We start from the raw sequence: 23,314 nt of genomic DNA, 5'->3' as shown, positions 1-23,314 counted from the left end.
CGTAAGACTCCTGGCAAGCGGGTAGGGCGCGCAGATCACTCTGCACGAGCTTTATGACAGGTAGGCATACGCCTGGAAAAGGAGGCCCATGTCGATCCAATGACGGCTGGCCGACGGCTGTTGTTATGGCGGGCTGTTTGCCGGGAAGGCCCGTGGATCAAGCGCGGGCGGGGCAAGGTGGTTCTTGGAGGTTATAGGCGACTCGCCAGTCATATTTGAACTGGTGATCCTGATTCAAGCAGCAGAGCGGGCAGCTCGCAAGGCGGTGAAGCGGTTTTTTGCCATCACCGGCTGAACGGTCATCAGACCTGGCGGATTTCTTCGTCAGTCAGCGCCCGGTATTGGCCGGGCGCGAGGGCGGCATCCAGCACCAAGGGCCCCATGCGCTCGCGATGCAGGCCGATGACCTTGTTATCGAAGTGCCCGAACATGCGCTTCACCTGGTGATAGCGTCCTTCGATGATGCTCAGCCGCGCGGTTCTCGGCCCCAGCAACACCAGTTCGGCGGGTTGAGTGGTCAGGTCTTCGAACGCGAAATACAGGCCCTGTGCAAACGTGGCGGCGTACTCCGCGCCAATGTCCTGCTCGGTCTCTACCCGGTAAACCTTGGGCAGTTTGGTCTGCGGTTGTGTCAGGCGACGCGACCATTGGCCGTCGTTGGTGATCAGCATCAGGCCGGTGGTGTTGAAGTCCAGGCGACCGGCAATGTGCAATTCGTCTTTGCCCGGCTCATCGAGTAGATCCAGCACGGTCGGGTGCTGCGGGTCCGCCGTGGCGCTCACGCAACCCTGGGGCTTGTGCAGCATGAAGTAGCGCGCCGGTTTGCCCGCCTGCAGTACTTCATCGTCAACACACACGTGGCTGAATTCCCGCACTTCGTGATGGGGATCATTGACCGCCACGCCATCGACCGACACCCGCCGCTCAACAAGCAACAGCCGCACTTGCTTGCGATTGAACCGGGGCAGGTTACTGAGGAACCGATCAACCCGCATTACGTTGGCTCAGCCCCACGCAACTGCGCATCGATCTGGGCACAGCGCGGGCATAGGCAGGCCTTGTTGCGCAATTCCTCGGGCAAGGCTTGGAGCACGGCCGGGTCGATGGTGACGCTGTAGCACCAGCACGCCTGGTCGACCGTGCGCGGGTCTGCCAGGGAGCAGTCGTTGCGGGCGCCGCAGGCGGGGCAAAGGGTTGGCGTGGTCATGGGCAGGTTCGGGCTGGGTCTGGCAAATAGTCCGGAGAATCCCGGTATGCCTCGTACGATACAGGGCCGACCCTGCCCAGGCTACTTAGAGCTGGAACTTGCTGACCAGTACGTTGAACGAGGTGGCCAGGCGCGACAGGTCCTGGCTGGAGGCGTTGGTCTGATGGGCTCCGGCGGCCGTCTGGGTAGACAGGTCCTGAATGTTCAACAGGTTGCGGTCCACCTCGCGGGCCACCTGGGCCTGTTCCTCCGAGGCAGAGGCAATCACCAGGTTGCGCTCATTGATCTTCGCCACACTGGCGGTGATGCGTTGCAACGCTTCGCCGGCGTTCTGCGCCAGGGTCTGGGTATTGTTGGCCCAGGTCAGGCTCTTGTTCATTGCCGCGACCGCATCGTCGGCGCCGGTCTGTACTTCACCAATCATCTTTTCAATATCCACCGTGGACGTCTGGGTGCGATGAGCCAACGCCCGCACTTCATCGGCGACCACCGCAAACCCACGCCCTTGCTCACCCGCGCGGGCGGCTTCAATGGCGGCGTTGAGGGCCAGTAAGTTGGTCTGGTCGGCAATGCCTCGGATCACATCGATCACCTTGCCGATCTCTCGCACCTGGCCGGCAAGGTCTGCAACCGATTGTGTGGAGTCGTTAATCTCGACCACCATCGAACTCATGCCGGACACCGCCTGTTCCACTTGCTGGCGGCCATCTTCGGCCTCGGTGGTGGCCTGGCGCGAGGCTTCAGAGGTCGAGACAGCGTTGCTGGCCACTTCGTCCACGGCGGCGGTCATCTGGTTGACGGCGGTGGCTGCTTGTTGGATCTCATCATTCTGGCGGGTCAGGCTGCGGCTGCTTTCATCGGTGACCGCACTCAGTTCCTCGGCCGCCGATGCAAGCTGGTCGGACGCGTTGGCGATTTCCACGAGGGTACTTTTCAGGCCGCCTTGCATGTCCGACAGCGCCATCAGCAGTTGCCCGGCTTCGTCGGTGCGCTCGGTGATGATGGCCTGGGTCAGGTCGCCCTGGGCAATGCGCTGTGCGCTCTGCACGGCTTGAGCGATAGGGCGGGTGATCAGGCGGGTGATCAACATACCGATGATGATCGCAATGAGGAAGGCAAGCACAATGCCGCCAATCATCCACGTCAATGCACTGTTGCGCAGCTCATCGGCTGCGACCGCGCCTTCCTTGATCTGGCGGTTATTGGACTCGATCATTACGCGGATCAGCTCACGCGCCTGGCGGAACAGTTCATTGTTGCTGGTATTGAGCTGGGCCCGGGCCTGGTCGACTTGGCCGCCGTCGAGTAGTGCCATGATGCGTTCAGAGTTGCTGATGTAGCTGGGCCAGATCTGGTCAAGTTTGTCTCCCGCTGCCCGTTCGTCATCTTCCAGCGGCGTTGCGCGGTAAGAGGCGTAGGACGCTTGGCTACGCTTGAGTTCCTGGGCGATGTCCTGGCGCACGCGGTCGCGGTCCTGTGGGGAAACGTCGCCTCTGCTGGCATCCATCAAGCGGTACAGGCCGCGGTTGTGGGCCACCAGGCCGTTGAGCGTGGCGGCCGTGTTGCTCACCGAAACCAGGTTGTTGGAAAACGTCAGTTCCAATGCCGTGGAGAGGCGAACCACCCCTTTGATTCCCAGCAGGCCCACCGCCAGGGTGACCAGCGCACACAGTAGAAACGAGAGCAGCAGTTTGGTTGAAATCTTCATGGGTCAGGTCCGGACAGGGTAGCGAAGGGCGCACACTAGAGCCTCCCTGGCACGGTGCGATGTCATAGTGACATCATCGCAATTGATAAAGTTGCGAGCCAGACAAATTTACTGAATCGATAAAGCGGGTGCAGATGTATCAAGCTGTTGCGAAAACGCACCAGATTCCGTTTTTGATGTCAGATGTTTCGTCATTCAGTGAAAGCTGAATGCCGCCCTCCCGCGTCGCTGGAGGTGCTCTTCCGCGGTCCAGGAGGCCGCCATGTATCGACGACTGCTGCTCAGCGCTTTACTCGGTCTGACCCTTTCTGCTTGTGTGCCTTATTACGATGGAGGCCAGAGCTACTATCGATCCGAGGTCTACACCTCACCGGCGCCGGTGTACTACTACGGCGGTGGCACGGCGTATCCCTATCGACGTGACTACTACCCCGCACCGCGCTACTACGCGCCACAACCGCGCTACTACTCGGCGCCGCGTTATTACCAGCCGGCACCGCGTTACTACGGACCGCGCGCAGGTTACCGGCCTTACCCGAACCAGGGTTGGGGCGGCGGCGACCGTTGGGGAAATGGTGGGCACGGTCGCGGTTCCGACCATGGGGGTGGCCGCGGCGGTCACCGTTGACAGGTCTGCATTGCAAGCGGCGCATGAAGCGCCGCTTTTTCATGGGCAAGTGTTTAGTAATCGGACAGGTCGGCCAAAGGGTGTCGACCCTCCCACGCCTTATTGAAATGCGCCTGCACCACCGCCTCCGGAATCGCGTTGATATCCGGCCAATGCCAATGCGGCGTCTGGTCCTTGTCGATCAGCCGCGCACGTACGCCTTCGCTGAATTCGGGGTGACGGCAGCAATTGAGGCTCAGGGTGTATTCCATCTGGAACACCTGCGCCAGTGACAGATGCCGGCCACGCTGGATCTGTTCCCACACCAGGTGTGCTGTCAATGGGCAGCCTTCGCTGAGCGTCTTGCCAGCTCGGCTGAACAGCGGGTCAGTGTGTTCGCGCAGTTGGCTCAAGGCCCGCCAGGCACACCGCACATCGCCCACGTCCAGCCATTCGTCGATCTGAGCCCGGCGTGGCAGCCATTGTGCCTCCGGTTGTTGCTCGACGGCTTCCTGGGCCAACGCCTTGAGAAGACTGTTGAGCTGCATCGAGGTCTGCTCCTGCCAGTTCAGTTGCAGCAGGCCGTCGAGCAGTTCGTCTTGCTGGTCGTCGCGCAGGAAGCGGTCGGCCAGGCCCAGGTCCAAAGCGTCGCGGCCATTGATATGGGCGCCTGTGAGGCCCAGGAACAACCCGAGCTTGCCCGGCAGGCGTGACAGGAACCAACTGGCACCGACGTCCGGGTACAGGCCGATGCTGATCTCTGGCATGGCCAACCGGCTGCTCGGTGTAACGATGCGCACGGCGGCACTTTGCAACAGGCCCATGCCGCCGCCCAGCACGTAGCCGTGACCCCAGCAGATCAGCGGTTTAGGGTAGGTGTGCAGGCGATAATCCAAGCGGTATTCCGCCGCAAAAAATTGCGCCGCCAGGGTTGGCACCACGCCAGGCTGTTCCCGACAGGCCTGCGCCAGGCTGCGCACTTCACCCCCGGCGCAAAACGCCTTGGGGCCGTTGCCGCGCAGCAGTACGCAGTGGATGTTCGGATCCTTGGCCCAGGCGTCAAGGCGGTCGCCCAGGGCGAGGATCATCGGCAGGGAAAGGGCATTGAGGGATTTTTCAGCGTCGAGGCTGGCGATGCCGATGCGGGCACCGTCGCTGCCGGTCAGCTCTTCGAAGTGCAGGTTCATCGTGACCTCATTCGATACGTTGAAGGATGAGTATGATCGCTTCGTAGGAAAGTGTCGGTGGTGTGTCAGATCAATTGACAAGCGGGGTCGGCTTTCCTAGGGTTCGCCCATTCTATTTACAAGACCCTTCAATCATGACCGACGATGACCGTATCAAACTCGAACCCAGCTGGAAACACGCGCTGCGTGACGAGTTCGAGAAGCCCTACATGGCTCAGCTGCGCGAATTCCTGCGCCAGGAACACGCCGCGGGCAAAGAGATCTACCCGCCCGGCCCGCTGATTTTCAACGCACTCAACTCCACACCGCTGGACAAGGTCAAGGTGGTGATCCTCGGCCAAGACCCGTACCACGGCCCCGGCCAGGCCCATGGGTTGTGCTTCTCGGTGCAACCGGGCGTGCCGGCGCCGCCGTCGCTGGTCAACATCTACAAAGAGCTCAAGCGCGACCTGAACATCGACATCCCCAACCACGGCTACCTGCAAAGCTGGGCCGACCAGGGCGTGCTGATGCTCAACACCACCATGACCGTCGAGCGCGCCAATGCCAACGCCCATGCGGGCAAGGGCTGGCAGTTCTTTACCGACCGCATTATCGAGGTGGTCAGCGAGCACCAGCCGCATCTGGTGTTTTTGCTATGGGGCGCGCATGCGCAGGGCAAGCAGAAGCTGATCGACGCGACCAAGCACCTGGTGCTGACGTCGGTGCACCCGTCGCCGTTGTCGGCGTATCGCGGGTTTTTGGGTTGCGGGCATTTCAGCCGGACCAACAAGTTTCTTGAGCAGAATGGTGAGACGCCGATCGAGTGGCGGTTGCCGCCACTCTGATTCGCTTCACGGTTCGGGCTAACGGTTCCAATGCCTGAACAGAGGCTCTGCCAAGAACAGCACAAACAGCAGCCGCATCACCTGCATCGCGGTCACCAGCGGCACCGATAGTTGCAGTGTCTCAGCCGTCAGACTCATCTCGGCAATCCCGCCGGGCATCATGCCCAGGGTCAGCGAGCGCAGGTCCAGATGGGTCAACACACTCAGCCCTACCGCCGCCAAGGTTGCCAGCGCCATGGTCAAGGCCGTACCAATCAGGGTGCGGCCCATGAACGAGGGCGCGCGACGAAAGAATTGACGATTGAAGTGGCAACCCAGGCCGCTACCGATCAACCATTGGCCAATCTGGCTGCCGCCGTCTGGCAGGCCAATATGCAAATCCCACACGACGCTGGCCGTCGCACTCACCAGCAGCGGCCCGAACAACCACGGGTTTGGCTGACGCAACCGCTGCCAACCCCAGGCCACCAGCGCGCCTATCGGAAACAGCGCCAACAGCCAAGGCCAACTCACCGGCGCCGGATGAAACTGCGGCGCGCCGCCACCCAGCAAGTACTTGAAGATCGCCGGCACACACAGCACCACCACCAATACCCGCAGACTCTGCCCCGCCGCGACCCGGCTGAGCACCGCGCCATTGCGGGCGCCGAGGTTGACCATCTCACCGGAGCCACCCGGCATGCTGGAGAAAAACGCCGTGGCGCGGTCTTCACCGCTGCGGCGCATCAACCACACGCCGACCACGCTCGACAGGCTGGTGACCAGCGCGCCGACGAAGATCAGGCCGAAGTGGCTCATTACCTGCTCAATCACCACCGGCGTGAAGTGCAGGCCAATCCCGATCCCCACTACCCATTGGCCGCATTTGCGCCCGCCGGGAATCTCCGCCAACTGCCACGGCGTGAGGCAGCGCACCAGGATAATCGCCAGCAACGAGCCGACCATGTACGGCAAAGGCCAGCCGACGAGGCTGGCCAGGTAACCGCCGGCCAGGCCGACCAGCGGTGTTCCCCACCAATGTTTAAAGGTGACCTCAGACATCGGCCACGGCACGACGCTGCAGGGCACGTTTGCGGTAGATGCGGATCAGCGGGAAGGCCAGCATCAGCGCCGTCAGTACCCACACACCAAAGGTGATCGGGCTCGACCAGAGAATCTGCAGGTCACCGTTGGAGATCGACAGCGCACGGCGCAGGTTCTGCTCCATCAAACCGCCGAGGATAAAGCCGAGCAGTACCGGCGACAGCGGGAAGTCGAGCTTGCGCAGGATGTAGCCGAAGATACCGATACCGACCATCAGGAACAGGTCGAAGGTGGTGGCGTGCACCGCGTACACCCCAATTGCCGTGATGATCGCAATCACCGGCACCAGCGCCCAGTTCGGCACGGCGAGGATGCGCGTGAAGATGCGGATCATCGGGATGTTGAGGATCACCAGCATGATGTTGGCGATAAACAACGAGGCGATCAGGCCCCAGACGATGTCGGGTTGCTGTTGGAACAGCAGCGGACCCGGGGTGATGTTGTACAGCGACAGCGCGCCGATCATCACCGCCGTGGTGCCCGAACCGGGTACGCCGAGAGTCAGCATGGGCACCAGGGCGCCGCAGGCGGACGCGCCGATGGCGGTTTCCGGAGCCGCCAGGCCGCGCATGTCGCCCTGGCCGAACTTGCCGCTGGCACCGGCCAGGCGTTTTTCGGTCATGTAGGCAACGGCCGAGGCCAAGGTCGCACCGGCACCTGGCAACACACCCATGATGAAACCCAGTAAACCGCAGCGGATGTTGACGACAAAGACCGCGCCTGCTTCCTTGAGGTTGAACATCATGCGGCCCGTGGCCTTCACGGCTTCCTGGCCACGGTGGGTTTTTTCCAGCAGCAACAGGATCTCACTGATGGAGAACAGGCCCAGCACCAACACCACAAACTGGATGCCGTCGGTGAGGTGGATGTTGTCGCCGGTAAAGCGGTACACGCCGCTGTTCGCGTCGATGCCGACAGCCGACAGGAACAGGCCTATCAGCGCTGCAACAAAGGTCTTCAAGGGTTTGTCACCGGCCATGCCGCCGAGACAGACAATCGCAAACACCATCAGTACGAAATATTCCGCCGGCCCGAAGGCAATCGCCCATTTGGCCAGCAGCGGCGCAAACAGCACCATGCCGCAGGTGGCGATAAACGCGCCGATGAACGAACTCCACGCCGACAACGACAGCGCCACACCGGCCAGGCCTTTGCGGGCCATCGGGTAGCCGTCGAGGGTGGTCATCACGGTGGAGGCTTCGCCCGGGATGTTCAGCAGGATCGAGCTGATCCGCCCGCCGTATTCGCAGCCCAGGTACACGGCTGCCAGCAGGATCAGCGCCGATTCCGGCGGCAGGCCCAGGGCGAACGCGATGGGGATCAACAGCGCCACGCCGTTGATCGGGCCCAGGCCCGGCAACAGGCCGACCACGGTGCCGATCAGGGTGCCGCACAGTGCGGTCACCAGGTTGTAGGGGGACAGTGCAACGCCGAAGCCCTGGCCCAAGTAGCCGAAAGTATCCATATCAGTTCTCCAGAACGTCGAGCAGGCCGAGGGGCAGCGGCACATCCATGGCTTTATCGAACAGCAGATAAAGACCAATCGCCATCAGGCTGACGATCACCACGCTGGGCATCCAGCGGCCGCCATACAGGCGCGCCATCGGGATGCCGATCAGCATGCTGCTGAGGATGAAACCCAGGGGTTCGAAAGTGCCGGCAAACACGATCAACAGCGCGACGCATACGCCGATCTTGACCAGGGTCTCGCGGTCCAGCGCGGGTTCTTCTTCCGTGTGCTTGGTCGGCTGTGGGCGAAACAGCATGTAGATCAGTGCCAGGCTCATCAGCCCGAGCATCAGCAGCGGGTAGGCGCGAGGTCCTACCGGCTCGTAGGAAAACGACGCCTGATACGGCCAGGCCATCAGCGCCAGGCCGGCGCAGGCCAGCAGCAGCACGGCGGCGAAAATGCGTTGTAAGAGCATGTGAAACTCCTGGGCCACGCCACTGGATCAAGGGGCGTGGCCGCACAAAAGAGGGGCGATTACTGGATCAGGCCGAACTCTTTGGCCAGCACTTTGTAGTCAGCCACCTGTTTCTTCACGTAGGTGTCCAGCTCCGGGCCGGTCATGGCGAACGGGAACAGCTCGCGCTGGTCACGCAGCTTGGCGAACTCTTCCGAGGCCAGCAGTTTGTCGAACGCTTCTTTCCACCAGGCGTAGTCGGCATCGCTGACTTTTGGCCCGAGGTAGAAACCACGCACTACCGGCCAGACGATGTCGTAGCCTTGCTCTTTGGCGGTTGGAATATTCTTCATTTCCGGCTCGTCCAGGCGCTGTTCGGAGAACACGGCCAGCAGGCGCATGTCACCGCTCAGGATGTGCGGCATGGAGTCGGAGATGTCGGTACTGCCCACCTGGATATGGCCACCGAGCAGGGCGGTGGCAATTTCGCCGCCGCCTTCGAGGGCTACATAACGCAGTTCACGCGGGTTGATCCCGGCCGCCTTGGCGATCAGCGCGGTTTGCATCCAGTCCTGGCTGCCAACGGTGCCGCCGGAACCGATCACCACGCTGCCCGGATCTTTTTTCAGCGCTTTTACCAAATCGTCCAAGGTCTTGTAGGGCGAGTCGGCTTTCACTGCGATGGCCCCGTAGCTGGTGCCGACCGCTGCCAACCAACGCACGGCGCTTTCATCGAAGCGACCAAACTTGCCTTGGGCCAGGTTCAACAGCGAACCGCTGGACCAGGCTACCAGGGTGCCGGCATCGGCTGGACGCTGCGCGACCACAGCGTTGTAGGCCACCGCGCCGACGCCGCCAGGCATGTAGGTCACGCGCATCGGCTTGCTCAGCAACTTCTCGTTGACCAGCGCGCTTTGCGCCAGTTTGCAGGTCAGGTCAAAACCACCGCCCGGCGAGGCTGGGGCGATGCATTCCGGACGCTTGGGCTCGTCGGCAGCCAGCAGTTGGCCGGCGAACAGCATGCAGCCGGCGGCGAGGGCCAATTTACGCAGTGAAAGGGTCATGGTTATCTCCGTCTTTGTTGTTATGAGTTGTTACTACCAGAGCGCAACGCTATAGCTCACCAGCGCGCGCATTTCATCCGCATCACGGGCTGAGTAGTTGGAGCGGTACGTGGCGTTGCGCAAGCGCACGGCCACGTCCTTGAACGTGCCGGTCTGCACTACGTACTTGATCTCGCTGTTGCGTTCCCACTCCTTGCCGGTCTCGCCGTTCTTGAGCTTGATGTTGTCACCTGACAGGTAACGGCTCATGAAACTCAGGCCGGGAATCCCCAGCTTGGCGAAGTCGAAGTCGTAGCGCGCCTGCCAGGAACGCTCTTCGGCGCCGGCAAAGTCGTTGATCTGCACGAAGTTGACCAGGTACGGGTCGCTGCCATCCACATACGGGAAGGCGCTGTCGCCGGACATGTGCTGGTAGCCGGCGCTGAGCTTGTGGCCATTGAGGGCATAGCTGAACAGGCCGTTGAGGGATTTATTGTCGATCTTGCCGCCGCGGGCGCTGCCGGTGTCATCGCTGATGGCCAGGCGCAGGTCGGTGCCGAAGGTGCCAGGGCCCATCGGGCGCGCAGCCACCAGGCCGAGGAAGTGCTGGCGGTACACGTCGTCGAGTTGGGCGAAGTGGTAGCTGCCGGTGATCTTGTCGGCGAATTTGTAGTCGGCGCCGCCAAAGTTGAAGTGCTTGCCGGTGGCGCCGCTGACGAAGCGGCTGTTCTTGTTGTTGAGGGCGATGTCTTCGTAGTTTGTGTCGTCGCGGTCTTTGGCCTTATCGAGGCGACCACCGGTGAACACCAGGTTCTTGAATTCCTTGGACGTGATCAGGCCGCCATTGAAAGTCTGCGGCAGGATGCGGCCGTCGTTGGGCTTGAGGATCGGCAGTTCGGGGATCAGCGCGCCGATCTTCAGCTCGGTGGCCGAGATCTTCACTTTGCCGGTCAGGCCCAGCTTGGAGTACTCGTCGGCGGCGCGGCCATCGTCATGGGTGGGCAGCAGGCCGGTGCCGGTGCGGTCGGGGCTGGAATCGAGCTTGACCCCAAGCATGCCCAGCGCATCCACACCGAAGCCGACGGTGCCGTCGGTGTAGCCCGACTGCAGGTTGAGCATGAAGCCCTGGGCCCATTCGTCGCGCTTGGATTGCTGTGCGCTGGTGCCATCGCGAAAGTCGCGGTTGAAGTACATGTTGCGGGTTTCCAGGGTCGCGCTACTGTCTTCGAAGAAGGCAGCCTGGCTAAGCGGCGAAAAGCCGGCAAGGGTAGCAGCACTGGCAAGGGCGGTCTGGGTCAGGCGAGAAAAACGAACAGGCGAGGGGGCCTGGGGCTGTGTCGACAGCATCGTTGTGTACTCCGTTATTGTTCTTATTTTGGCGAAAACGCTTCGAGGCGTTTTTCGGGCGCTGCGCTTCAGGCAGCTCGGTGGGCACAGACCACCTTGGCTGGATGCTAAAGGGCGAAGCTTTCACTAACCTTTCAGTTGCCTTTCAATGTTTTCGGGCTTCACAGGGCAGGCGGCGCCTGTAAACTGCCCGGCAAAGCGTGGTGCCAACCACCCCTGACTGAGGTAGAAATCCATGCGTGTCTTGCTGGTTGAAGACCATTTGCAACTCGCTGAAAGTGTCGCGCAAGCGCTCAAGAGCACGGGTTTGACCGTTGACGTGCTGCACGACGGCGTGGCCGCGGACCTGGCCCTGAGCAGTGAGGAATACGCCGCGGCGATCCTCGATGTGGGGCTGCCACGCATGGATGGTTTCGAGGTGCTCGCCCGTTTGCGCGCCCGTGGGAAGAATTTGCCCGTGCTGATGCTGACGGCGCGCAGTGATGTGAAAGACCGCGTGCATGGCCTGAACCTGGGCGCGGACGACTACCTCGCCAAACCGTTCGAGTTGACGGAGTTGGAGGCGCGCGTCAAAGCATTGCTGCGCCGCAGTGTGTTGGGCGGCGAGCGCCAGCAGACCTGCGGCGTGTTGGTCTACGACCTCGACACCCGGCGCTTTACCGTAGGCGGCGAATTGATGACGCTCACTTCCCGCGAGCAAGCGGTGCTTGAAGCACTGATCGCCCGCCCTGGCCGAGTGATGAGCAAGGAGCAATTGGCCTCACAGGTATTTGGCCTGGACGAAGAAGCCAGCCCCGATGCCATCGAAATCTACGTGCACCGCCTGCGCAAGAAACTCGACGGCCAGCCCATCGCCATCGTGACCTTCCGTGGCCTCGGCTACCTGTTGGAAGCCCGCGATGCATAAGCCCAGCAGCCTGCGCTGGCGCCTGTTGTGGAACCTGGCGCTGTTGCTGGTGCTGCTGATGTTTGCCAGCGGCATGAGCGCCTACTGGAATGGCCGCGAAGCTGCGGACACCGCCTACGACCGCACGCTGCTGGCCTCGGCGCGCACCATTGCCGCTGGCTTGACTCAAGTGGACGGCACCCTGAGCGCCAATGTGCCCTACGTGGCGCTGGACACCTTTGCCTACGACAGTGCCGGGCGTATTTATTACCAGGTCAACGACATCGACCAGAAGCTGATCTCCGGCTACGAAAACCTCCCTGGCCCACCACCCGGCACGCCGCGCACCGATGACTATCCGGCGCTGGCGCGCTTCTATGACGCCATCTACCAGGGCCAGCCGGTGCGTGTGGTGAGCCTGCTCAAAGCCGTCTCCGAACCGAACATGAACGGCATGGCGGAAATCCGCGTAGCCGAAACCGACGAGGCCCGCGTGAGCATGGCCCGAAGCCTTATGGCTGATACTTTGCTGCGCCTGGGCATGCTTGGCGTCGGCGCGTTGCTGTTGGTGTGGTTTGCCGTGAGTGCCGCATTGCGGCCACTGGAGCGCCTGCGCACGGCGGTGGAAGAGCGCCAGCCTGACGACCTGCGGCCGTTGCCTTTGGTGGAAGTGCAGCATGAGTTTGGCCCATTGGTGCGTTCCCTCAACCACTTCACCGAACGCTTGCGTGGCCAGTTCGAGCGCCAGGCGCAGTTTATTGCTGATGCAGCCCATGAATTGCGTACGCCACTGGCCGCGCTCAAGGCGCGACTGGAACTGGGCTTGCGCGCCGAAGACCCCGCCACGTGGCGCAGCACTCTGGAGACCGCAGCCCAGGGCACTGACCGCCTGACTCACCTGGCCAATCAATTGTTGTCTCTGGCACGCATCGAAAATGGTGCCCGCGCGATTGCCGAGGGCGGCGCGCAGTTACTTGACCTTAGCCAGTTGGCCCGTGAGCTGGGCATGGCCATGGCGCCGTTGGCTCACGCACGCGGTGTGGCGCTGGCGCTGGAAGCCGACGAGCCGGTGTGGCTGCGCGGCGAGCCCACCCTGTTGAACGAGCTGTTGAGCAACCTGGTGGATAACGCCCTGGCCCATACGCCGCCGGGCGGCAACGTGATCCTGCGGGTGACGGCGCCGGCGGTACTGGAAGTGGAAGATGATGGCCCAGGCATCCCGCTGGACGAGCGCGACCGGGTGTTCGAGCGCTTTTACCGGCGCAGTCAGCAGGGCATGGGGTCGGGGCTGGGCTTGGCGATCGTCGGCGAAATCTGTCGGGCGCACCTGGCGCAGATCAGCCTGCACGATGGCGAGCAGGCCGGCCTGAAGGTGCGGGTGAGCTTTATCGCCGGTTGATCAGTAGAACATCGAGCGGGCTTCATCCAGCTCGGCGCGCAAGGCGTCGCTGTAGGGGTCGACGCGCAGTTTCTTGATCGCAGGCAGCGTGGAAACCGGGATGTTTGCCAACGGATGATCGGTGCCGCGATGGCAATACATCACGGCCACTTGCACCAGGTCGATGTAGTCGAGGCTGGGCGAGTCGCGCTCCAAGTCCAGGTATTGGCCCGGCAGCTTAGCCAGCATTTCCGGGAAGTCCCAGCCCCCCAGCAGTTTGTCGCCCAGCAATGGGTGAATGCTCTCGATGACATGGTTGAGGCTGACCGGGTCGGACAGCAGCTCGTAGTGGTCTTCGGCGTACGTCAGGATCGGCAGCACGCCGATCTGGTGCACCAGGCCGCCGAGGGCGGCCTGGTCCGGCTTGAGTTGACTGTGGCTGCGGCACAGGGCGTAACTCACACCCGCGACCTCCAGGCTGCGGCGCCACACATCACGCATCTTTTGTTCGACCACGTCGGAGCGGGCGTGGAAGATCTGCTCCATCACCAGGCCGATCGCCAGGTTGCTGCTGTAGTTGGTGCCCAGCCGGGTGATGGCGGTATGCAGGTCGGTGACTTCCTGGGTGGCGCGCAACAACGGGCTGTTGACCACTTTGATCAGGCGTGCCGACAGCGCGGTGTCACGACCGATCACTTTGCTCAAGTGGCTGATGCTGATTTCCGGGTCTTCGGCAGCCTGACGTATCTTCAGGGCCACTTCCGGCAATGTCGGCAGAACCAGGTCATCGTTATCGATGGCCGTCACCAAAGCCTGTTGGACTTTTTCCGCCAGCTTGTTCATTCATGATCTCTAGGGTGTTGCAAAAAAGTACGGCGATTAACGCTGGATCTCTCGATCACGGTCGAGTGTGTAAGGCAAGTCGAGCAGTTGCAGGCCGGGGCCTTCGAGGGTGCCTAAGTGCACATCGCCACTATCGGCAGCTTCGGCTTGCAACACGGCCAGAAGTTCAACGCTCTGGTCAGCTTTTGCGGCAATGACCACTTCGCCGATCGCGCTGTTATGACTGGGGGAAAACAGTGGAGTGCCTGGCTCGGGCATTTCAGCCGCATTAAGGCTCAAGCGGTACAGGCGACGTTTGAGTTTACCCAGGTACTGCATGCGCGCGACGATTTCCTGGCCGGTGTAGCAGCCTTTCTTGAAGCTCACGCCGCCAATGGCCTGCAGGTTGAGCATCTGCGGAATGAACAGCTCGCGGGTCTGTGGCATGACCTGGCCAATGCCGGCGCGGACCTGGCCCAGCAGCCATTTATTCAAGTCGGCTTGTTGCAGCTGTTCAGCCAGGTGGCTGCGCACAGTGTCGGCCTGCTCGGCGGGCACCCAGAGTTCGGCACGGCCAGGGGACACGCGCACGGCGATCAAGGTATCGACGCGGGCGACGCTGTCGGTCTCGGCGGGCAGCGCCAGGCCAAGGCCGGACAAGGCCTGGTCAGCATTCGCCAGGCCGAAACGCACCCAGGCGGTGCTTTCGTCGGTGAGTTTGGATTTGGAGAATACGGCGTACTTCTTCAAGTCTGCCAGTTGCGGTTCCAGCAGCTCGGTGGCCATGGCCAGCAACACGCCGTCACCTTGCAGCAGGATGCGAAAGCTCGACTGCATGCGCCCTTTTTGCGTGCAGCGCGCGCCGAGGCTCGCCTGGGTGTCGCTCAGGTAATTGAGGTTGCAGGTCAGTTGGCCCTGAAGGAATTTGGCCGCGTCGGCGCCGCGGACGGCGAGAACGCCTTCGTGGGACAGGGGGCAGAAGAAAGCAGAGTCAGCCATGGGTCATCGCAGGTCAAAAAGTCATGGGTGCATCATAGAGGGGCGCCCGGCAAATGGATAGTTTCCGAATGGGGCGACCAAAGCCGACTGTTCCGGTGCCGTCTGGCCTGTATACTTGCCGCCTATTTGAGGAGCGCTCCATGGTCGAAGAAGTAGAAATCAATCGCCTCTACTGGCACAGCCGTCGTGGCATGCTGGAGTTGGATGTGTTGTTGGTGCCTTTCACCAAAGAAGTGTACGCAACGCTCAACCAGGTGGATCGCGACCTCTACGTCAGGCTGCTGACTTGCGAGGATCAGGATATGTTTGGCTGGTTCATGGAGCGTGCCGAATCTGAAGATCCGGAGCTGCAGCGCATGGTCCGGATGATCCTGGACCGTGTCCAGCCCAAGTAATCGCTTTGAATGCCGCTGGCAGGCCTCACGGCTGTTGCTGGCGGCGTATCTCCTTGCCCAGCTGTTTGCGCTGGGTGCGCTTTTGTTTCTCGATCTATCTTACTCAAGCCTTGGCCTGCTGTTGTGCCTGGCGCACGCCGCTTGGGTTTTGCCGCGCGCCGTCCTGCTGACACACCGTTCGTCGATTCGTGGCCTGCGCCGCGACGCGGATGGCTGGCAGCTATTGAGCGCCGAGCACGGCTGGCGCAGCGTGCAGTTGCGTCCCGACAGCCTCGCCCTGCCATTGATTGTCGTGCTGCGTTACCGAGTACCCGGTGAATGGTGGGTGCGCACGGTCTGCGTGCCCAGGGATGCGCTGGTCGCCGATGTGCATCGGCGCCTGCGCGTGCGGCTCAAGTTCAGCCGCCGTAGGTGGTTGGCACCAGGATAGTGTCGCGGGCCTCGGGTAGCATCTGCGGGTAGTCGAGGGTGTAATGCAGGCCGCGGCTTTCCTTGCGCTCCATCGCTGAGCGGATCATCAGTTCGGCCACCTGCGCCAGGTTGCGCAGCTCGATCAGGTCGCGGCTGACTTTATAGTTGCTGTAGAACTCGTCGATTTCATCCAGCAGCAGCCGTACGCGATGTTGCGCGCGTTGCAGGCGCTTGTTGGTGCGCACGATTCCTACGTAGTCCCACATGAAGCGGCGCAGTTCGTCCCAGTTGTGCGCGATGATCACGTCTTCGTCCGAGTCGGTGACCTGGCTGGCGTCCCAGCGGGGCAGGGCGGCAGGCACAGGAATGCGTGGCAGTTGATCGAGAATGTCCGCCGCCGCGGAGCGCGCGTAGACGAAGCACTCGAGCAACGAGTTGCTGGCCATGCGGTTGGCGCCGTGCAAGCCGGTGAAGCTGGTTTCGCCAATCGCGTACAGGCCGGGCACGTCGGTACGGCCGTGCTGGTCAACCATCACGCCGCCGCAGGTGTAGTGCGCGGCCGGCACCACCGGGATAGGGCCTTTGGTGATGTCGATGTTGAACGTCAGGCAGCGCTCGTAGACGGTGGGGAAGTGGGACTTGATGAAGGCTTCGGGCTTATGGCTGATGTCCAGGTAGACGCAGTCGACGCCCAGGCGCTTCATTTCATGGTCGATGGCGCGGGCGACGATATCACGCGGGGCCAGTTCGGCGCGTGGGTCGAAGCGCTGCATGAAGCGTTCGCCGTTGGGCAGCTTCAGGTGCGCGCCTTCGCCACGCAGGGCTTCAGTGATCAGGAAACTCTTGGCCTGCGGGTGATACAGGCAGGTGGGGTGGAACTGGTTGAATTCCAGGTTCGCCACCCTGCAGCCCGAACGCCAGGCCATGGCGATGCCATCCCCACAGGCACCGTCGGGGTTGCTGGTGTAAAGGTAGACCTTGGCTGCGCCACCGGAGGCGAGGATGGTGAAGCGCGCACCGTAGGTGTCGACTTCGCCGCTGCCACGGTTGAGCACGTAGGCGCCAAGGCAGCGTTCGCCATCGAGGCCCAGGCGTTTTTCGGTGATCAGGTCAACGGCGACCCGTTGTTCGAGCAGTTCGATGTTGGGGCGTTGCCGGGCTTGTTCGAGCAGCGTCTTGAAGATCGCAGCGCCAGTGGCGTCGGCGGCATGGATAATGCGGCGATGGCTGTGGCCGCCTTCACGGGTCAGGTGGAACTCGAAACCGCCGTCGTCGCTGCCCGCATGTTCATCACGGGTAAACGGAACACCTTGATCGATCAGCCACTGGATCGCCTCGCGGCTGTGCTCGACGGTGAAACGCACCGCTTCTTCATTGCACAGGCCGCCACCGGCATTAAGGGTGTCTTCGACGTGGGATTGCACCGTGTCGGTGTCATCCAGCACGGCTGCAACACCACCTTGGGCCCAGAACGTCGAGCCATTGGCCAGGTCGCCTTTGCTCAGTACCGCGATGCGCAGGTGGCTGGGGAGGGTGAGTGCAAGGCTCAAACCGGCCGCGCCGCTGCCGATCACCAGGACATCGTGTTGAAACTGTTGGCTCATTAGAGGGATTCCGCAAAAAGCGATCCGAAGAGGTGGCGCAAACAGGACGCCTGGATCGGCGAATCAAAGGGTCACACGGGCTACTAGTATATAGAGGGGTGGAGCGGCACAATAGCCGGGCATTCGTGGCAATGTGAGATTACGGTGCACGGCTAGGGTAAAATCGGCTGGTTATTGGAGCGGGAACTTTTTGCATAAGCCCCGACTCAATAGCAGGTTGCCCGAAAGCTGGGAAAACGTTGAGTTTATTGGCCCGTCGGGAGCATTGGACGCGTCAGAAAACCGGCGACAAGATTATTCGCGCAGTCGGCGTTGCCCGCACTGCGTTTTTCGTGTGTGCCAAATCAGTGCGTGCCGGAAACTTGCTTGAAGGGGGAGAACTTTTGCGAAAAGACCGAGTCTATGTTTGCAAGCCTGATCGTTTAGTTATGCAAGCCTCCTTCAAGTACAACGAGGAGTGTTCATGCTAACCCAGGAAGAGGATCAGCAGCTGGTCGAGCGCGTTCAACGCGGCGACAAGCGAGCTTTTGATCTGCTAGTGCTGAAATACCAGCACAAAATTCTCGGGTTGATCGTGCGGTTTGTGCACGACACCCATGAAGCGCAGGACGTTGCACAGGAAGCCTTTATCAAGGCTTACCGTGCACTTGGTAACTTTCGCGGTGACAGTGCGTTTTACACGTGGCTGTACCGCATCGCCATCAACACGGCGAAGAACTATCTGGTGTCTCGCGGGCGCCGCCCACCGGATAGTGATGTAAGTTCAGAAGATGCAGAATTTTATGATGGTGACCACGGCCTCAAAGATCTCGAGTCGCCGGAGCGTGCATTGCTGCGCGACGAGATCGAGGGCACCGTTCATCGCACAATTCAGCAACTGCCAGAAGATTTACGTACGGCGTTAACTTTACGTGAATTCGATGGTCTGAGTTACGAAGACATTGCGAGCGTCATGCAGTGTCCGGTGGGGACTGTAAGGTCACGGATTTTCCGGGCCCGGGAAGCCATCGATAAAGCCTTGCAACCGTTGTTGCAAGAGAACTAAAGACAGCGGCGACAGCCAAGAGAGGAACCGCCATGAGTCGTGATGCCCTGCAGGAATCGCTGTCCGCAGTGATGGATAACGAAGCGGATGAACTGGAACTTCGTCGAGTGCTCAATGCATTTGATGATGCCGAAACCCGTGATACCTGGTCTCGTTACCAAGTCGCTCGGGCGGTGATGCACAAGGATCTTCTAATCCCTCGTCTGGATATTGCTGCGGCCGTTTCTGCTGCGCTGGCTGATGAAGCCGTTCCGGCAAAAGCTGCTCGTGGTCCATGGCGTAGCCTGGGTCGCCTGGCAGTTGCTGCCTCGGTAACTGTTGCCGTGCTTGCTGGTGTTCGCCTGTACAACCAGGACGAAATCGCCGGTGCCGAACTGGCCCAACAGACTCAGCAACCGGTCATGGCCGGTCCGCAAGTCAAAGGCCCAGCAGTCCTGGCCGGTTACAAGGAAAGCTCTGACACCACCGGCCCAATGGCCAACGGTGTGTTGCAAGGGCAATCTGGCTGGCAAGACCAGCGTCTTCCGGGGTACCTGCGCCAACACGCTCAGGAATCGGCCCTGAAAGGCACTGAAAGCGCTCTGCCCTATGCTCGTGCAGCAAGCCTGGAAAACCGCTAATCCGTAAGGAGCTCTATGCGAGCCATACCGCTCCTTACGCTTTTGCTCAGTGGTTGGTTTGCACTCCCCGCCCATGCCGATGAAGCCCAAGACTGGCTGACTCGACTTGGGCGTGCAGAGCAGCAGCAAAGCTTTCAAGGTACGTTCGTCTACGAACGTAACGGCAGTTTCTCTACCCATGACATCTGGCATCGTGTCCAGGATGGTCAGGTCCGTGAGCGGCTCTTACAGCTCGATGGTTCTGCTCAGGAAGTCGTGCGGTTGGATGGCCGGACGCAATGTGTCAGCGGCACCCTCGTCGCAGGCCTGGGCAATTCACGTGATGCCCCTTCACGTGCGCTTGATCCACAAAAACTTAATCAATTCTATGAACTGGCTGTCATTGGCAAATCCCGCGTGGCCGGTAGAAATGCGGTCATCGTATCGATCACGCCGCGTGACCAGTACCGTTACGGTTTTGAATTGCACCTGGATCGAGAAACCGCACTGCCGCTCAAATCGCTGTTGTTGAATGACCAGGGGCAATTGCTTGAGCGCTTCCAGTTCACGCGACTGAATACGTCGGTAATACCTGACGACCGCGATCTGCAGCCCAGCAGCGAGTGCACACCTATTGCCGTGGCCACTAGCAAGGCGCCAGAAGTGCAGCCTACGCAGATTTGGCACCTGGAATGGCTGCCGCCGGGCTTTCAGTTGACCAATATCAGCGCCCGCAAAGACACCCAGACCAAAGCCACAGTCGACAGCCTGATGTACGAAGACGGGCTGGCGCGTTTCTCGGTGTTCCTTGAGCCGATCAGTGAAGCGAGTGTCACCGAAACCCGCACGCAACTGGGCCCTACGGTCGCTGTATCCCGTCGTCTCAATACAGTCGATGGCGAGATGATGGTGACGGTAGTGGGTGAAATTCCGATCGGCACCGCTGAACGGATCGCGTTATCGGTGCGCGGTGAAAAAAAGCCAGTCGCCCAGCCGTGAGTCGTTAATCCTATGTTCATCCTGACCTTTCAATGTATTTCCATGCCAGGTTGGCTGCCGAGAGCATGAAATGTCTGGATCAGCATTTTCACTTGCAAAAATCTCTCATGTTTTTTATAGGTCAGGGCTTGTCGGCTCTGGCCTTGTTTTGTTCGCGGAACAAAGATGTCGGTCGCAGTTTTCGGCGTTTCTTGAACCCTGTCGCTCAACCCTGCTCGTCGTAACGGGAGCTGTATGTCGATACCACGTTTAAAGTCTTACCTAACCATAGTCGCCACGGTATTGGTGCTGGGTCAGGCCTTGCCTGCGGAAGCAGCCGAGTTGCCTGACTTCACCCAATTGGTTGAGCAAGCCTCGCCTGCGGTGGTGAACATCAGTACCACGCAAAAACTGCCGGACCGCAAAGTCTCCAACCAGCAGATGCCAGACCTGGAAGGCCTGCCGCCAATGCTGCGTGAATTCTTTGAGCGTGGCATGCCGCAACAGCGCGCACCCCGCGGCGGCGGTGGCGGCCAGCGTGAGGCCCAGTCCCTGGGCTCGGGCTTCATCATTTCTCCGGACGGCTATATCCTCACCAACAACCACGTGATTGCCGACGCCGATGAGATCCTCGTGCGCCTGGCTGATCGCAGTGAGCTGAAAGCCAAGCTGGTCGGCACCGACCCTCGTTCCGATGTGGCGTTGCTGAAGATCGAAGGCAAGGACTTGCCTGTGCTTAAGCTGGGTAAATCCCAGGACCTGAAAGCCGGGCAATGGGTCGTCGCCATCGGCTCGCCGTTTGGCTTTGACCATACCGTCACCCAAGGTATCGTCAGCGCCATTGGCCGCAGCCTGCCGAACGAAAACTACGTGCCGTTCATCCAGACCGACGTGCCGATCAACCCGGGTAACTCCGGTGGTCCGCTGTTCAACCTGGCGGGCGAAGTGGTTGGCATCAACTCGCAGATCTACACCCGTTCCGGTGGCTTCATGGGCGTGTCGTTCGCCATCCCGATCGACGTGGCCATGGATGTTTCCAACCAACTGAAAAGCGGCGGCAAGGTCAGCCGTGGCTGGTTGGGCGTGGTCATCCAAGAAGTGAACAAAGACCTGGCTGAATCCTTCGGCCTCGACAAGCCGGCCGGTGCCCTGGTCGCACAGATCCAGGACGATGGCCCGGCTGCCAAGGGTGGCCTGCAAGTCGGCGACGTGATCCTGAGCATGAACGGCCAACCGATTGTCATGTCGGCTGACCTGCCGCACTTGGTCGGTGCTCTCAAGGCTGGCAGCAAGGCCAAGCTGGAAGTGATCCGTGAAGGCAAGCGCCAGACCGTAGAGCTGACCGTGGGCGCTATCCCAGAAGAAGGCGCAACACTGGATGCCCTGGGCAACACCAAGCCGGGTGCCGAGCGCAGCAGCAATCGCCTGGGCATTGCTGTAGCCGAACTGACCGATGAGCAGAAGAAGAGCTTCGACCTCAAGAGCGGCGTCGTGATCAAGGAAGTGCAGGACGGCCCCGCCTCCCTGATCGGCCTGCAGCCAGGTGATGTCATCACCCATCTGAACAACCAGGCAATCGATACCACCAAGCAATTCACCGACATCGCCAAGGCGTTGCCGAAGAACCGTTCGGTGTCGATGCGTGTGCTGCGTCAGGGACGTGCGAGCTTCATCACCTTCAAACTGGCTGAGTAAGTCGGTAAAAGCAAAAAGCCCCGCCTTCGTTTAACGAGGGCGGGGCTTTTTTGTGCCTGATGGGTTTAGCTCATCATCCCTTTGACCAGGCGTTCCTGTTCGATCAGCTCACGCTGGCGTGCGTCGATACGTGAAGACAGCGGGAAATTGTTACCCGCGCGGCGCTTGGCGAAATCCAACTGTTGAATGGCCTGCTGGAAATCACCCACCAATGCAAAGTACTCGGCGCGGGCTTGATGCAGGCCGATGATATTGCCCGATAACCCGCGTGTCTCGGCGACCTGGTACCAGACGTCCGGGTCATCCGGGCGCGACTTGAGCAGGCTGTCCAGCGCCTTCTCCGCATCCGCCGTGCGGTTCTGCTTCAGCAGTAGGTCCACGCGCACCTGATTCAATGGGTAATTGCCGGGATACTGGGTCAGCATCCGATCTGTACGTTGCTGGGCATCCGGCAGGCGGCTGTTGTCGATGTCCAACTGGATCTGCGCCAGGTTGTAGGTGATGTCGTTGGGGGACTTGGCCAGCAGCGGCGCCAGATTGTCCCGTGCCTGTTTGAACTGGGAGCCTTTGATCTGTGCGATAGCCAGGCCGTAGCGCGCCACATCGTTCTTTGGGTTCTCATCCAACTGCGCCTGGAAGCGCTTGGCGGCGAGGCCTGAGGTGTCTTCGTATTGCAGCTGCACCCGCGCCCGAATCAGTTGATAGCGCAGGCTGTCTTCCTTGCCGCCAGGCTTGGCCTGCTCGGCGCGGTTGCGCGTGTCGGCGATCCGCGATTCGGTAACCGGGTGCGTCAGCAGGAATTCCGGTGGCTTGGCGTCGAAGCGGTATTGGCGCATCAGGCGCTCGAACATGGTCGGCATGGAGCGCGGGTCGTAGCCGGCTTTTTCCAGGTTGAGAATGCCGATTCGGTCTGCTTCCTGTTCGTTCTGGCGTGAGAACCGGCGTTGCTCCTGGATGGCGGCGGCCTGGGTACCGGCGATGGCGGCAATACCGGCATCACCGGCGCCGGCGGCTGCCGCAATAATGCCGCCGAGCAGGGCAGCCATCATCGGGAGTTGCATGCGCTGTTGCGCTTCAACGCCACGGGCGAAGTGACGTTGGGACAAATGCGCCAATTCGTGAGCCAGTACCGAGGCATATTCCCCTTCGGTCTGGGCGTTGAGGAACAGGCCACCGTTGACGCCGACAATCCCGCCAGGTGCGGCAAAGGCGTTCAATTGCGGGCTGTTGATCAGGATGAACTCCAGGCGCCGGTCGTTGACCTGGCTGGTCTCCACCAGTTTGTACACGCTGGTTTCGACGTAGTCCTTGAGCTGCGGGTCGTTGAGTTGCGAGACCTGGCCCCGCAGGTAGGCCAGCCAGGCGCGGCCCAGTTGGTATTCCTGTTGTGGCGAGACAATGGCAGAACTGGCGTCGCCAAGTGACGGCAGGTCGTCAGCGAAGCCCGGGGAGGCCAGCAGGCAAGCCAGCGTCAGCAGGGTAGGGCGCAAAAAAGTCATGCACAAAGCCTTTCGACAAAGAGCTTACTGTAGCCGGACACTGAGCTTCGGACCAGATATTCTAAGCAACCCAAACGCGTGTCCGGAGTA

At 61.0% G+C, this 23,314-nt stretch carries 23 protein-coding genes; 10 read left to right on the top strand and 13 right to left on the bottom strand.

Going from position 1 to position 23,314, the window contains the following annotated elements; translation table 11 throughout:
- Nucleotides 1-302 precede the first annotated feature (302 nt).
- From KHP07_RS01275 to KHP07_RS01265, 3 genes are all read right to left on the bottom strand, one after another.
- Nucleotides 303-995, bottom strand: coding sequence for a pseudouridine synthase (locus KHP07_RS01275; RefSeq protein WP_214496465.1), 693 nt, complete (start codon nucleotides 993-995; stop codon nucleotides 303-305).
- Nucleotides 995-1,207 (bottom strand): cysteine-rich CWC family protein, encoded by a 213-nt coding sequence (locus tag KHP07_RS01270; protein WP_214496464.1) that lies wholly within the window; start codon nucleotides 1,205-1,207, stop codon nucleotides 995-997. Before KHP07_RS01270 ends, KHP07_RS01275 begins: the two co-directional genes overlap by 1 nt.
- Nucleotides 1,208-1,292: 85 nt before the next feature.
- On the bottom strand, nucleotides 1,293-2,915 hold the full coding sequence (locus KHP07_RS01265) for a methyl-accepting chemotaxis protein (protein ID WP_100491320.1): 1,623 nt from the start codon (nucleotides 2,913-2,915) through the stop codon (nucleotides 1,293-1,295).
- A 262-nt stretch (nucleotides 2,916-3,177) separates the two neighbouring features.
- Between KHP07_RS01265 and KHP07_RS01260 the strand changes: the two genes are divergently transcribed.
- Nucleotides 3,178-3,543 carry a hypothetical protein gene (locus tag KHP07_RS01260; protein ID WP_078047330.1) on the top strand — a complete coding sequence of 122 codons (366 nt, stop codon included), beginning with the start codon at nucleotides 3,178-3,180 and terminating at the stop codon, nucleotides 3,541-3,543.
- Between the two features lie 53 nt (nucleotides 3,544-3,596).
- On the opposite strand, the gene dspII is transcribed toward KHP07_RS01260, so the two are convergent.
- On the bottom strand, nucleotides 3,597-4,709 hold the full coding sequence (dspII, locus tag KHP07_RS01255) for an enoyl-CoA hydratase/isomerase DspII (protein WP_214496463.1): 1,113 nt from the start codon (nucleotides 4,707-4,709) through the stop codon (nucleotides 3,597-3,599).
- A gap of 134 nt (nucleotides 4,710-4,843) precedes the next feature.
- On the opposite strand from dspII, the gene ung reads away from it, so the two are divergent.
- A complete protein-coding gene (gene ung / locus KHP07_RS01250; protein WP_099492529.1) occupies nucleotides 4,844-5,536 on the top strand; it encodes a uracil-DNA glycosylase in 693 nt (230 codons plus the stop codon).
- Between the two features lie 18 nt (nucleotides 5,537-5,554).
- Here ung and KHP07_RS01245 read toward each other — a convergent pair whose 3' ends face one another.
- The 5 genes from KHP07_RS01245 to KHP07_RS01225 are packed head-to-tail and all read right to left on the bottom strand — an operon-like array spanning nucleotide 5,555 to nucleotide 10,913.
- Nucleotides 5,555-6,577 carry an AbrB family transcriptional regulator gene (locus KHP07_RS01245; RefSeq protein ID WP_100491318.1) on the bottom strand — a complete coding sequence of 341 codons (1,023 nt, stop codon included), beginning with the start codon at nucleotides 6,575-6,577 and terminating at the stop codon, nucleotides 5,555-5,557.
- Nucleotides 6,570-8,084: a tripartite tricarboxylate transporter permease gene (locus KHP07_RS01240; RefSeq protein WP_012722750.1), complete on the bottom strand. Its 1,515-nt coding sequence runs from the start codon at nucleotides 8,082-8,084 to the stop codon at nucleotides 6,570-6,572. Before KHP07_RS01240 ends, KHP07_RS01245 begins: the two co-directional genes overlap by 8 nt.
- A gap of 1 nt (nucleotide 8,085) precedes the next feature.
- Nucleotides 8,086-8,544 carry a tripartite tricarboxylate transporter TctB family protein gene (locus KHP07_RS01235; protein ID WP_099492531.1) on the bottom strand — a complete coding sequence of 153 codons (459 nt, stop codon included), beginning with the start codon at nucleotides 8,542-8,544 and terminating at the stop codon, nucleotides 8,086-8,088.
- Between the two features lie 59 nt (nucleotides 8,545-8,603).
- The gene (locus KHP07_RS01230; protein WP_170856104.1) at nucleotides 8,604-9,593 is read right to left on the bottom strand and encodes a Bug family tripartite tricarboxylate transporter substrate binding protein; all 990 of its coding nucleotides are present in this window, start codon (nucleotides 9,591-9,593) and stop codon (nucleotides 8,604-8,606) included.
- A 27-nt stretch (nucleotides 9,594-9,620) separates the two neighbouring features.
- Nucleotides 9,621-10,913 carry an OprD family porin gene (locus tag KHP07_RS01225; RefSeq protein WP_214496462.1) on the bottom strand — a complete coding sequence of 431 codons (1,293 nt, stop codon included), beginning with the start codon at nucleotides 10,911-10,913 and terminating at the stop codon, nucleotides 9,621-9,623.
- A gap of 235 nt (nucleotides 10,914-11,148) precedes the next feature.
- Between KHP07_RS01225 and tctD the strand changes: the two genes are divergently transcribed.
- Both tctD and tctE read left to right on the top strand, forming a co-directional pair.
- Entirely contained in the window at nucleotides 11,149-11,820 is a 672-nt protein-coding gene (gene tctD / locus KHP07_RS01220; RefSeq protein WP_017736361.1) for a two-component system response regulator TctD, read from the top strand.
- On the top strand, nucleotides 11,813-13,198 hold the full coding sequence (gene tctE / locus KHP07_RS01215; protein WP_099492533.1) for a two-component system sensor histidine kinase TctE: 1,386 nt from the start codon (nucleotides 11,813-11,815) through the stop codon (nucleotides 13,196-13,198). The genes tctD and tctE overlap by 8 nt, the downstream gene beginning before the upstream one ends.
- Here the strand turns inward: tctE and KHP07_RS01210 are convergent, their stop codons facing one another.
- Nucleotides 13,199-14,020 carry an HDOD domain-containing protein gene (locus KHP07_RS01210; protein WP_078047343.1) on the bottom strand — a complete coding sequence of 274 codons (822 nt, stop codon included), beginning with the start codon at nucleotides 14,018-14,020 and terminating at the stop codon, nucleotides 13,199-13,201. It abuts the gene before it with no gap.
- A 36-nt stretch (nucleotides 14,021-14,056) separates the two neighbouring features.
- A complete protein-coding gene (gene ygfZ, locus KHP07_RS01205; protein WP_099492534.1) occupies nucleotides 14,057-14,998 on the bottom strand; it encodes a CAF17-like 4Fe-4S cluster assembly/insertion protein YgfZ in 942 nt (313 codons plus the stop codon).
- Nucleotides 14,999-15,138: 140 nt separating this feature from the next.
- Here ygfZ and KHP07_RS01200 point away from each other — a divergent pair, with 140 nt between their 5' ends.
- Complete coding sequence (locus KHP07_RS01200; protein ID WP_012722757.1) at nucleotides 15,139-15,393, top strand: FAD assembly factor SdhE; 255 nt, start codon at nucleotides 15,139-15,141, stop codon at nucleotides 15,391-15,393.
- Nucleotides 15,377-15,823, top strand: coding sequence for a protein YgfX (locus KHP07_RS01195; protein ID WP_214496461.1), 447 nt, complete (start codon nucleotides 15,377-15,379; stop codon nucleotides 15,821-15,823). The genes KHP07_RS01200 and KHP07_RS01195 overlap by 17 nt, the downstream gene beginning before the upstream one ends.
- Here the strand turns inward: KHP07_RS01195 and nadB are convergent.
- Complete coding sequence (gene nadB / locus KHP07_RS01190) at nucleotides 15,792-17,408, bottom strand: L-aspartate oxidase (protein WP_078047346.1); 1,617 nt, start codon at nucleotides 17,406-17,408, stop codon at nucleotides 15,792-15,794. The two genes, KHP07_RS01195 and nadB, sit on opposite strands and share 32 nt — an antisense overlap.
- A gap of 463 nt (nucleotides 17,409-17,871) precedes the next feature.
- On the opposite strand from nadB, the gene rpoE reads away from it, so the two are divergent.
- The 4 genes from rpoE (at nucleotide 17,872) to KHP07_RS01170 (ending at nucleotide 21,725) form a co-directional block, all read left to right on the top strand.
- Nucleotides 17,872-18,453, top strand: coding sequence for an RNA polymerase sigma factor RpoE/AlgU (rpoE, locus tag KHP07_RS01185; protein WP_003172477.1), 582 nt, complete (start codon nucleotides 17,872-17,874; stop codon nucleotides 18,451-18,453).
- Between the two features lie 32 nt (nucleotides 18,454-18,485).
- Complete coding sequence (locus KHP07_RS01180; protein WP_003172479.1) at nucleotides 18,486-19,073, top strand: sigma-E factor negative regulatory protein; 588 nt, start codon at nucleotides 18,486-18,488, stop codon at nucleotides 19,071-19,073.
- Nucleotides 19,074-19,088: 15 nt separating this feature from the next.
- Nucleotides 19,089-20,051, top strand: a complete 963-nt coding sequence (locus tag KHP07_RS01175) for a MucB/RseB C-terminal domain-containing protein (protein ID WP_214496460.1) — start codon at nucleotides 19,089-19,091, stop codon at nucleotides 20,049-20,051.
- Between the two features lie 234 nt (nucleotides 20,052-20,285).
- Complete coding sequence (locus KHP07_RS01170; RefSeq protein ID WP_214496459.1) at nucleotides 20,286-21,725, top strand: DegQ family serine endoprotease; 1,440 nt, start codon at nucleotides 20,286-20,288, stop codon at nucleotides 21,723-21,725.
- A 65-nt stretch (nucleotides 21,726-21,790) separates the two neighbouring features.
- Here the strand turns inward: KHP07_RS01170 and KHP07_RS01165 are convergent, their stop codons facing one another.
- Entirely contained in the window at nucleotides 21,791-23,224 is a 1,434-nt protein-coding gene (locus KHP07_RS01165; RefSeq protein WP_078047349.1) for a M48 family metalloprotease, read from the bottom strand.
- Nucleotides 23,225-23,314: the final 90 nt, after the last annotated feature.

Source organism: Pseudomonas sp. VS40, from assembly GCF_018587885.1.
Classification (GTDB): Bacteria; Pseudomonadota; Gammaproteobacteria; order Pseudomonadales; family Pseudomonadaceae; genus Aquipseudomonas; species Aquipseudomonas pergaminensis.
The sequence above is the reverse complement of the archived record's forward strand: the minus strand, read 5'-3'. Positions and strand labels throughout refer to the sequence as shown.

What these genes read in the sequence shown, in the direction of transcription:
- KHP07_RS01275 (WP_214496465.1), bottom strand. Translation starts at nt 995, where the DNA reads ATGCGGGTTGATCGGTTCCTCAGTAACCTGCCCCGGTTCAATCGCAAG.
- KHP07_RS01270 (WP_214496464.1), bottom strand. Translation starts at nt 1,207, where the DNA reads ATGACCACGCCAACCCTTTGCCCCGCCTGCGGCGCCCGCAACGACTGC.
- KHP07_RS01265 (WP_100491320.1), bottom strand. Translation starts at nt 2,915, where the DNA reads ATGAAGATTTCAACCAAACTGCTGCTCTCGTTTCTACTGTGTGCGCTG.
- KHP07_RS01260 (WP_078047330.1), top strand. Translation starts at nt 3,178, where the DNA reads ATGTATCGACGACTGCTGCTCAGCGCTTTACTCGGTCTGACCCTTTCT.
- dspII (WP_214496463.1), bottom strand. Translation starts at nt 4,709, where the DNA reads ATGAACCTGCACTTCGAAGAGCTGACCGGCAGCGACGGTGCCCGCATC.
- ung (WP_099492529.1), top strand. Translation starts at nt 4,844, where the DNA reads ATGACCGACGATGACCGTATCAAACTCGAACCCAGCTGGAAACACGCG.
- KHP07_RS01245 (WP_100491318.1), bottom strand. Translation starts at nt 6,577, where the DNA reads ATGTCTGAGGTCACCTTTAAACATTGGTGGGGAACACCGCTGGTCGGC.
- KHP07_RS01240 (WP_012722750.1), bottom strand. Translation starts at nt 8,084, where the DNA reads ATGGATACTTTCGGCTACTTGGGCCAGGGCTTCGGCGTTGCACTGTCC.
- KHP07_RS01235 (WP_099492531.1), bottom strand. Translation starts at nt 8,544, where the DNA reads ATGCTCTTACAACGCATTTTCGCCGCCGTGCTGCTGCTGGCCTGCGCC.
- KHP07_RS01225 (WP_214496462.1), bottom strand. Translation starts at nt 10,913, where the DNA reads ATGCTGTCGACACAGCCCCAGGCCCCCTCGCCTGTTCGTTTTTCTCGC.
- tctD (WP_017736361.1), top strand. Translation starts at nt 11,149, where the DNA reads ATGCGTGTCTTGCTGGTTGAAGACCATTTGCAACTCGCTGAAAGTGTC.
- tctE (WP_099492533.1), top strand. Translation starts at nt 11,813, where the DNA reads ATGCATAAGCCCAGCAGCCTGCGCTGGCGCCTGTTGTGGAACCTGGCG.
- KHP07_RS01210 (WP_078047343.1), bottom strand. Translation starts at nt 14,020, where the DNA reads ATGAACAAGCTGGCGGAAAAAGTCCAACAGGCTTTGGTGACGGCCATC.
- ygfZ (WP_099492534.1), bottom strand. Translation starts at nt 14,998, where the DNA reads ATGGCTGACTCTGCTTTCTTCTGCCCCCTGTCCCACGAAGGCGTTCTC.
- KHP07_RS01200 (WP_012722757.1), top strand. Translation starts at nt 15,139, where the DNA reads ATGGTCGAAGAAGTAGAAATCAATCGCCTCTACTGGCACAGCCGTCGT.
- nadB (WP_078047346.1), bottom strand. Translation starts at nt 17,408, where the DNA reads ATGAGCCAACAGTTTCAACACGATGTCCTGGTGATCGGCAGCGGCGCG.
- rpoE (WP_003172477.1), top strand. Translation starts at nt 17,872, where the DNA reads ATGCTAACCCAGGAAGAGGATCAGCAGCTGGTCGAGCGCGTTCAACGC.
- KHP07_RS01180 (WP_003172479.1), top strand. Translation starts at nt 18,486, where the DNA reads ATGAGTCGTGATGCCCTGCAGGAATCGCTGTCCGCAGTGATGGATAAC.
- KHP07_RS01175 (WP_214496460.1), top strand. Translation starts at nt 19,089, where the DNA reads ATGCGAGCCATACCGCTCCTTACGCTTTTGCTCAGTGGTTGGTTTGCA.
- KHP07_RS01170 (WP_214496459.1), top strand. Translation starts at nt 20,286, where the DNA reads ATGTCGATACCACGTTTAAAGTCTTACCTAACCATAGTCGCCACGGTA.
- KHP07_RS01165 (WP_078047349.1), bottom strand. Translation starts at nt 23,224, where the DNA reads ATGACTTTTTTGCGCCCTACCCTGCTGACGCTGGCTTGCCTGCTGGCC.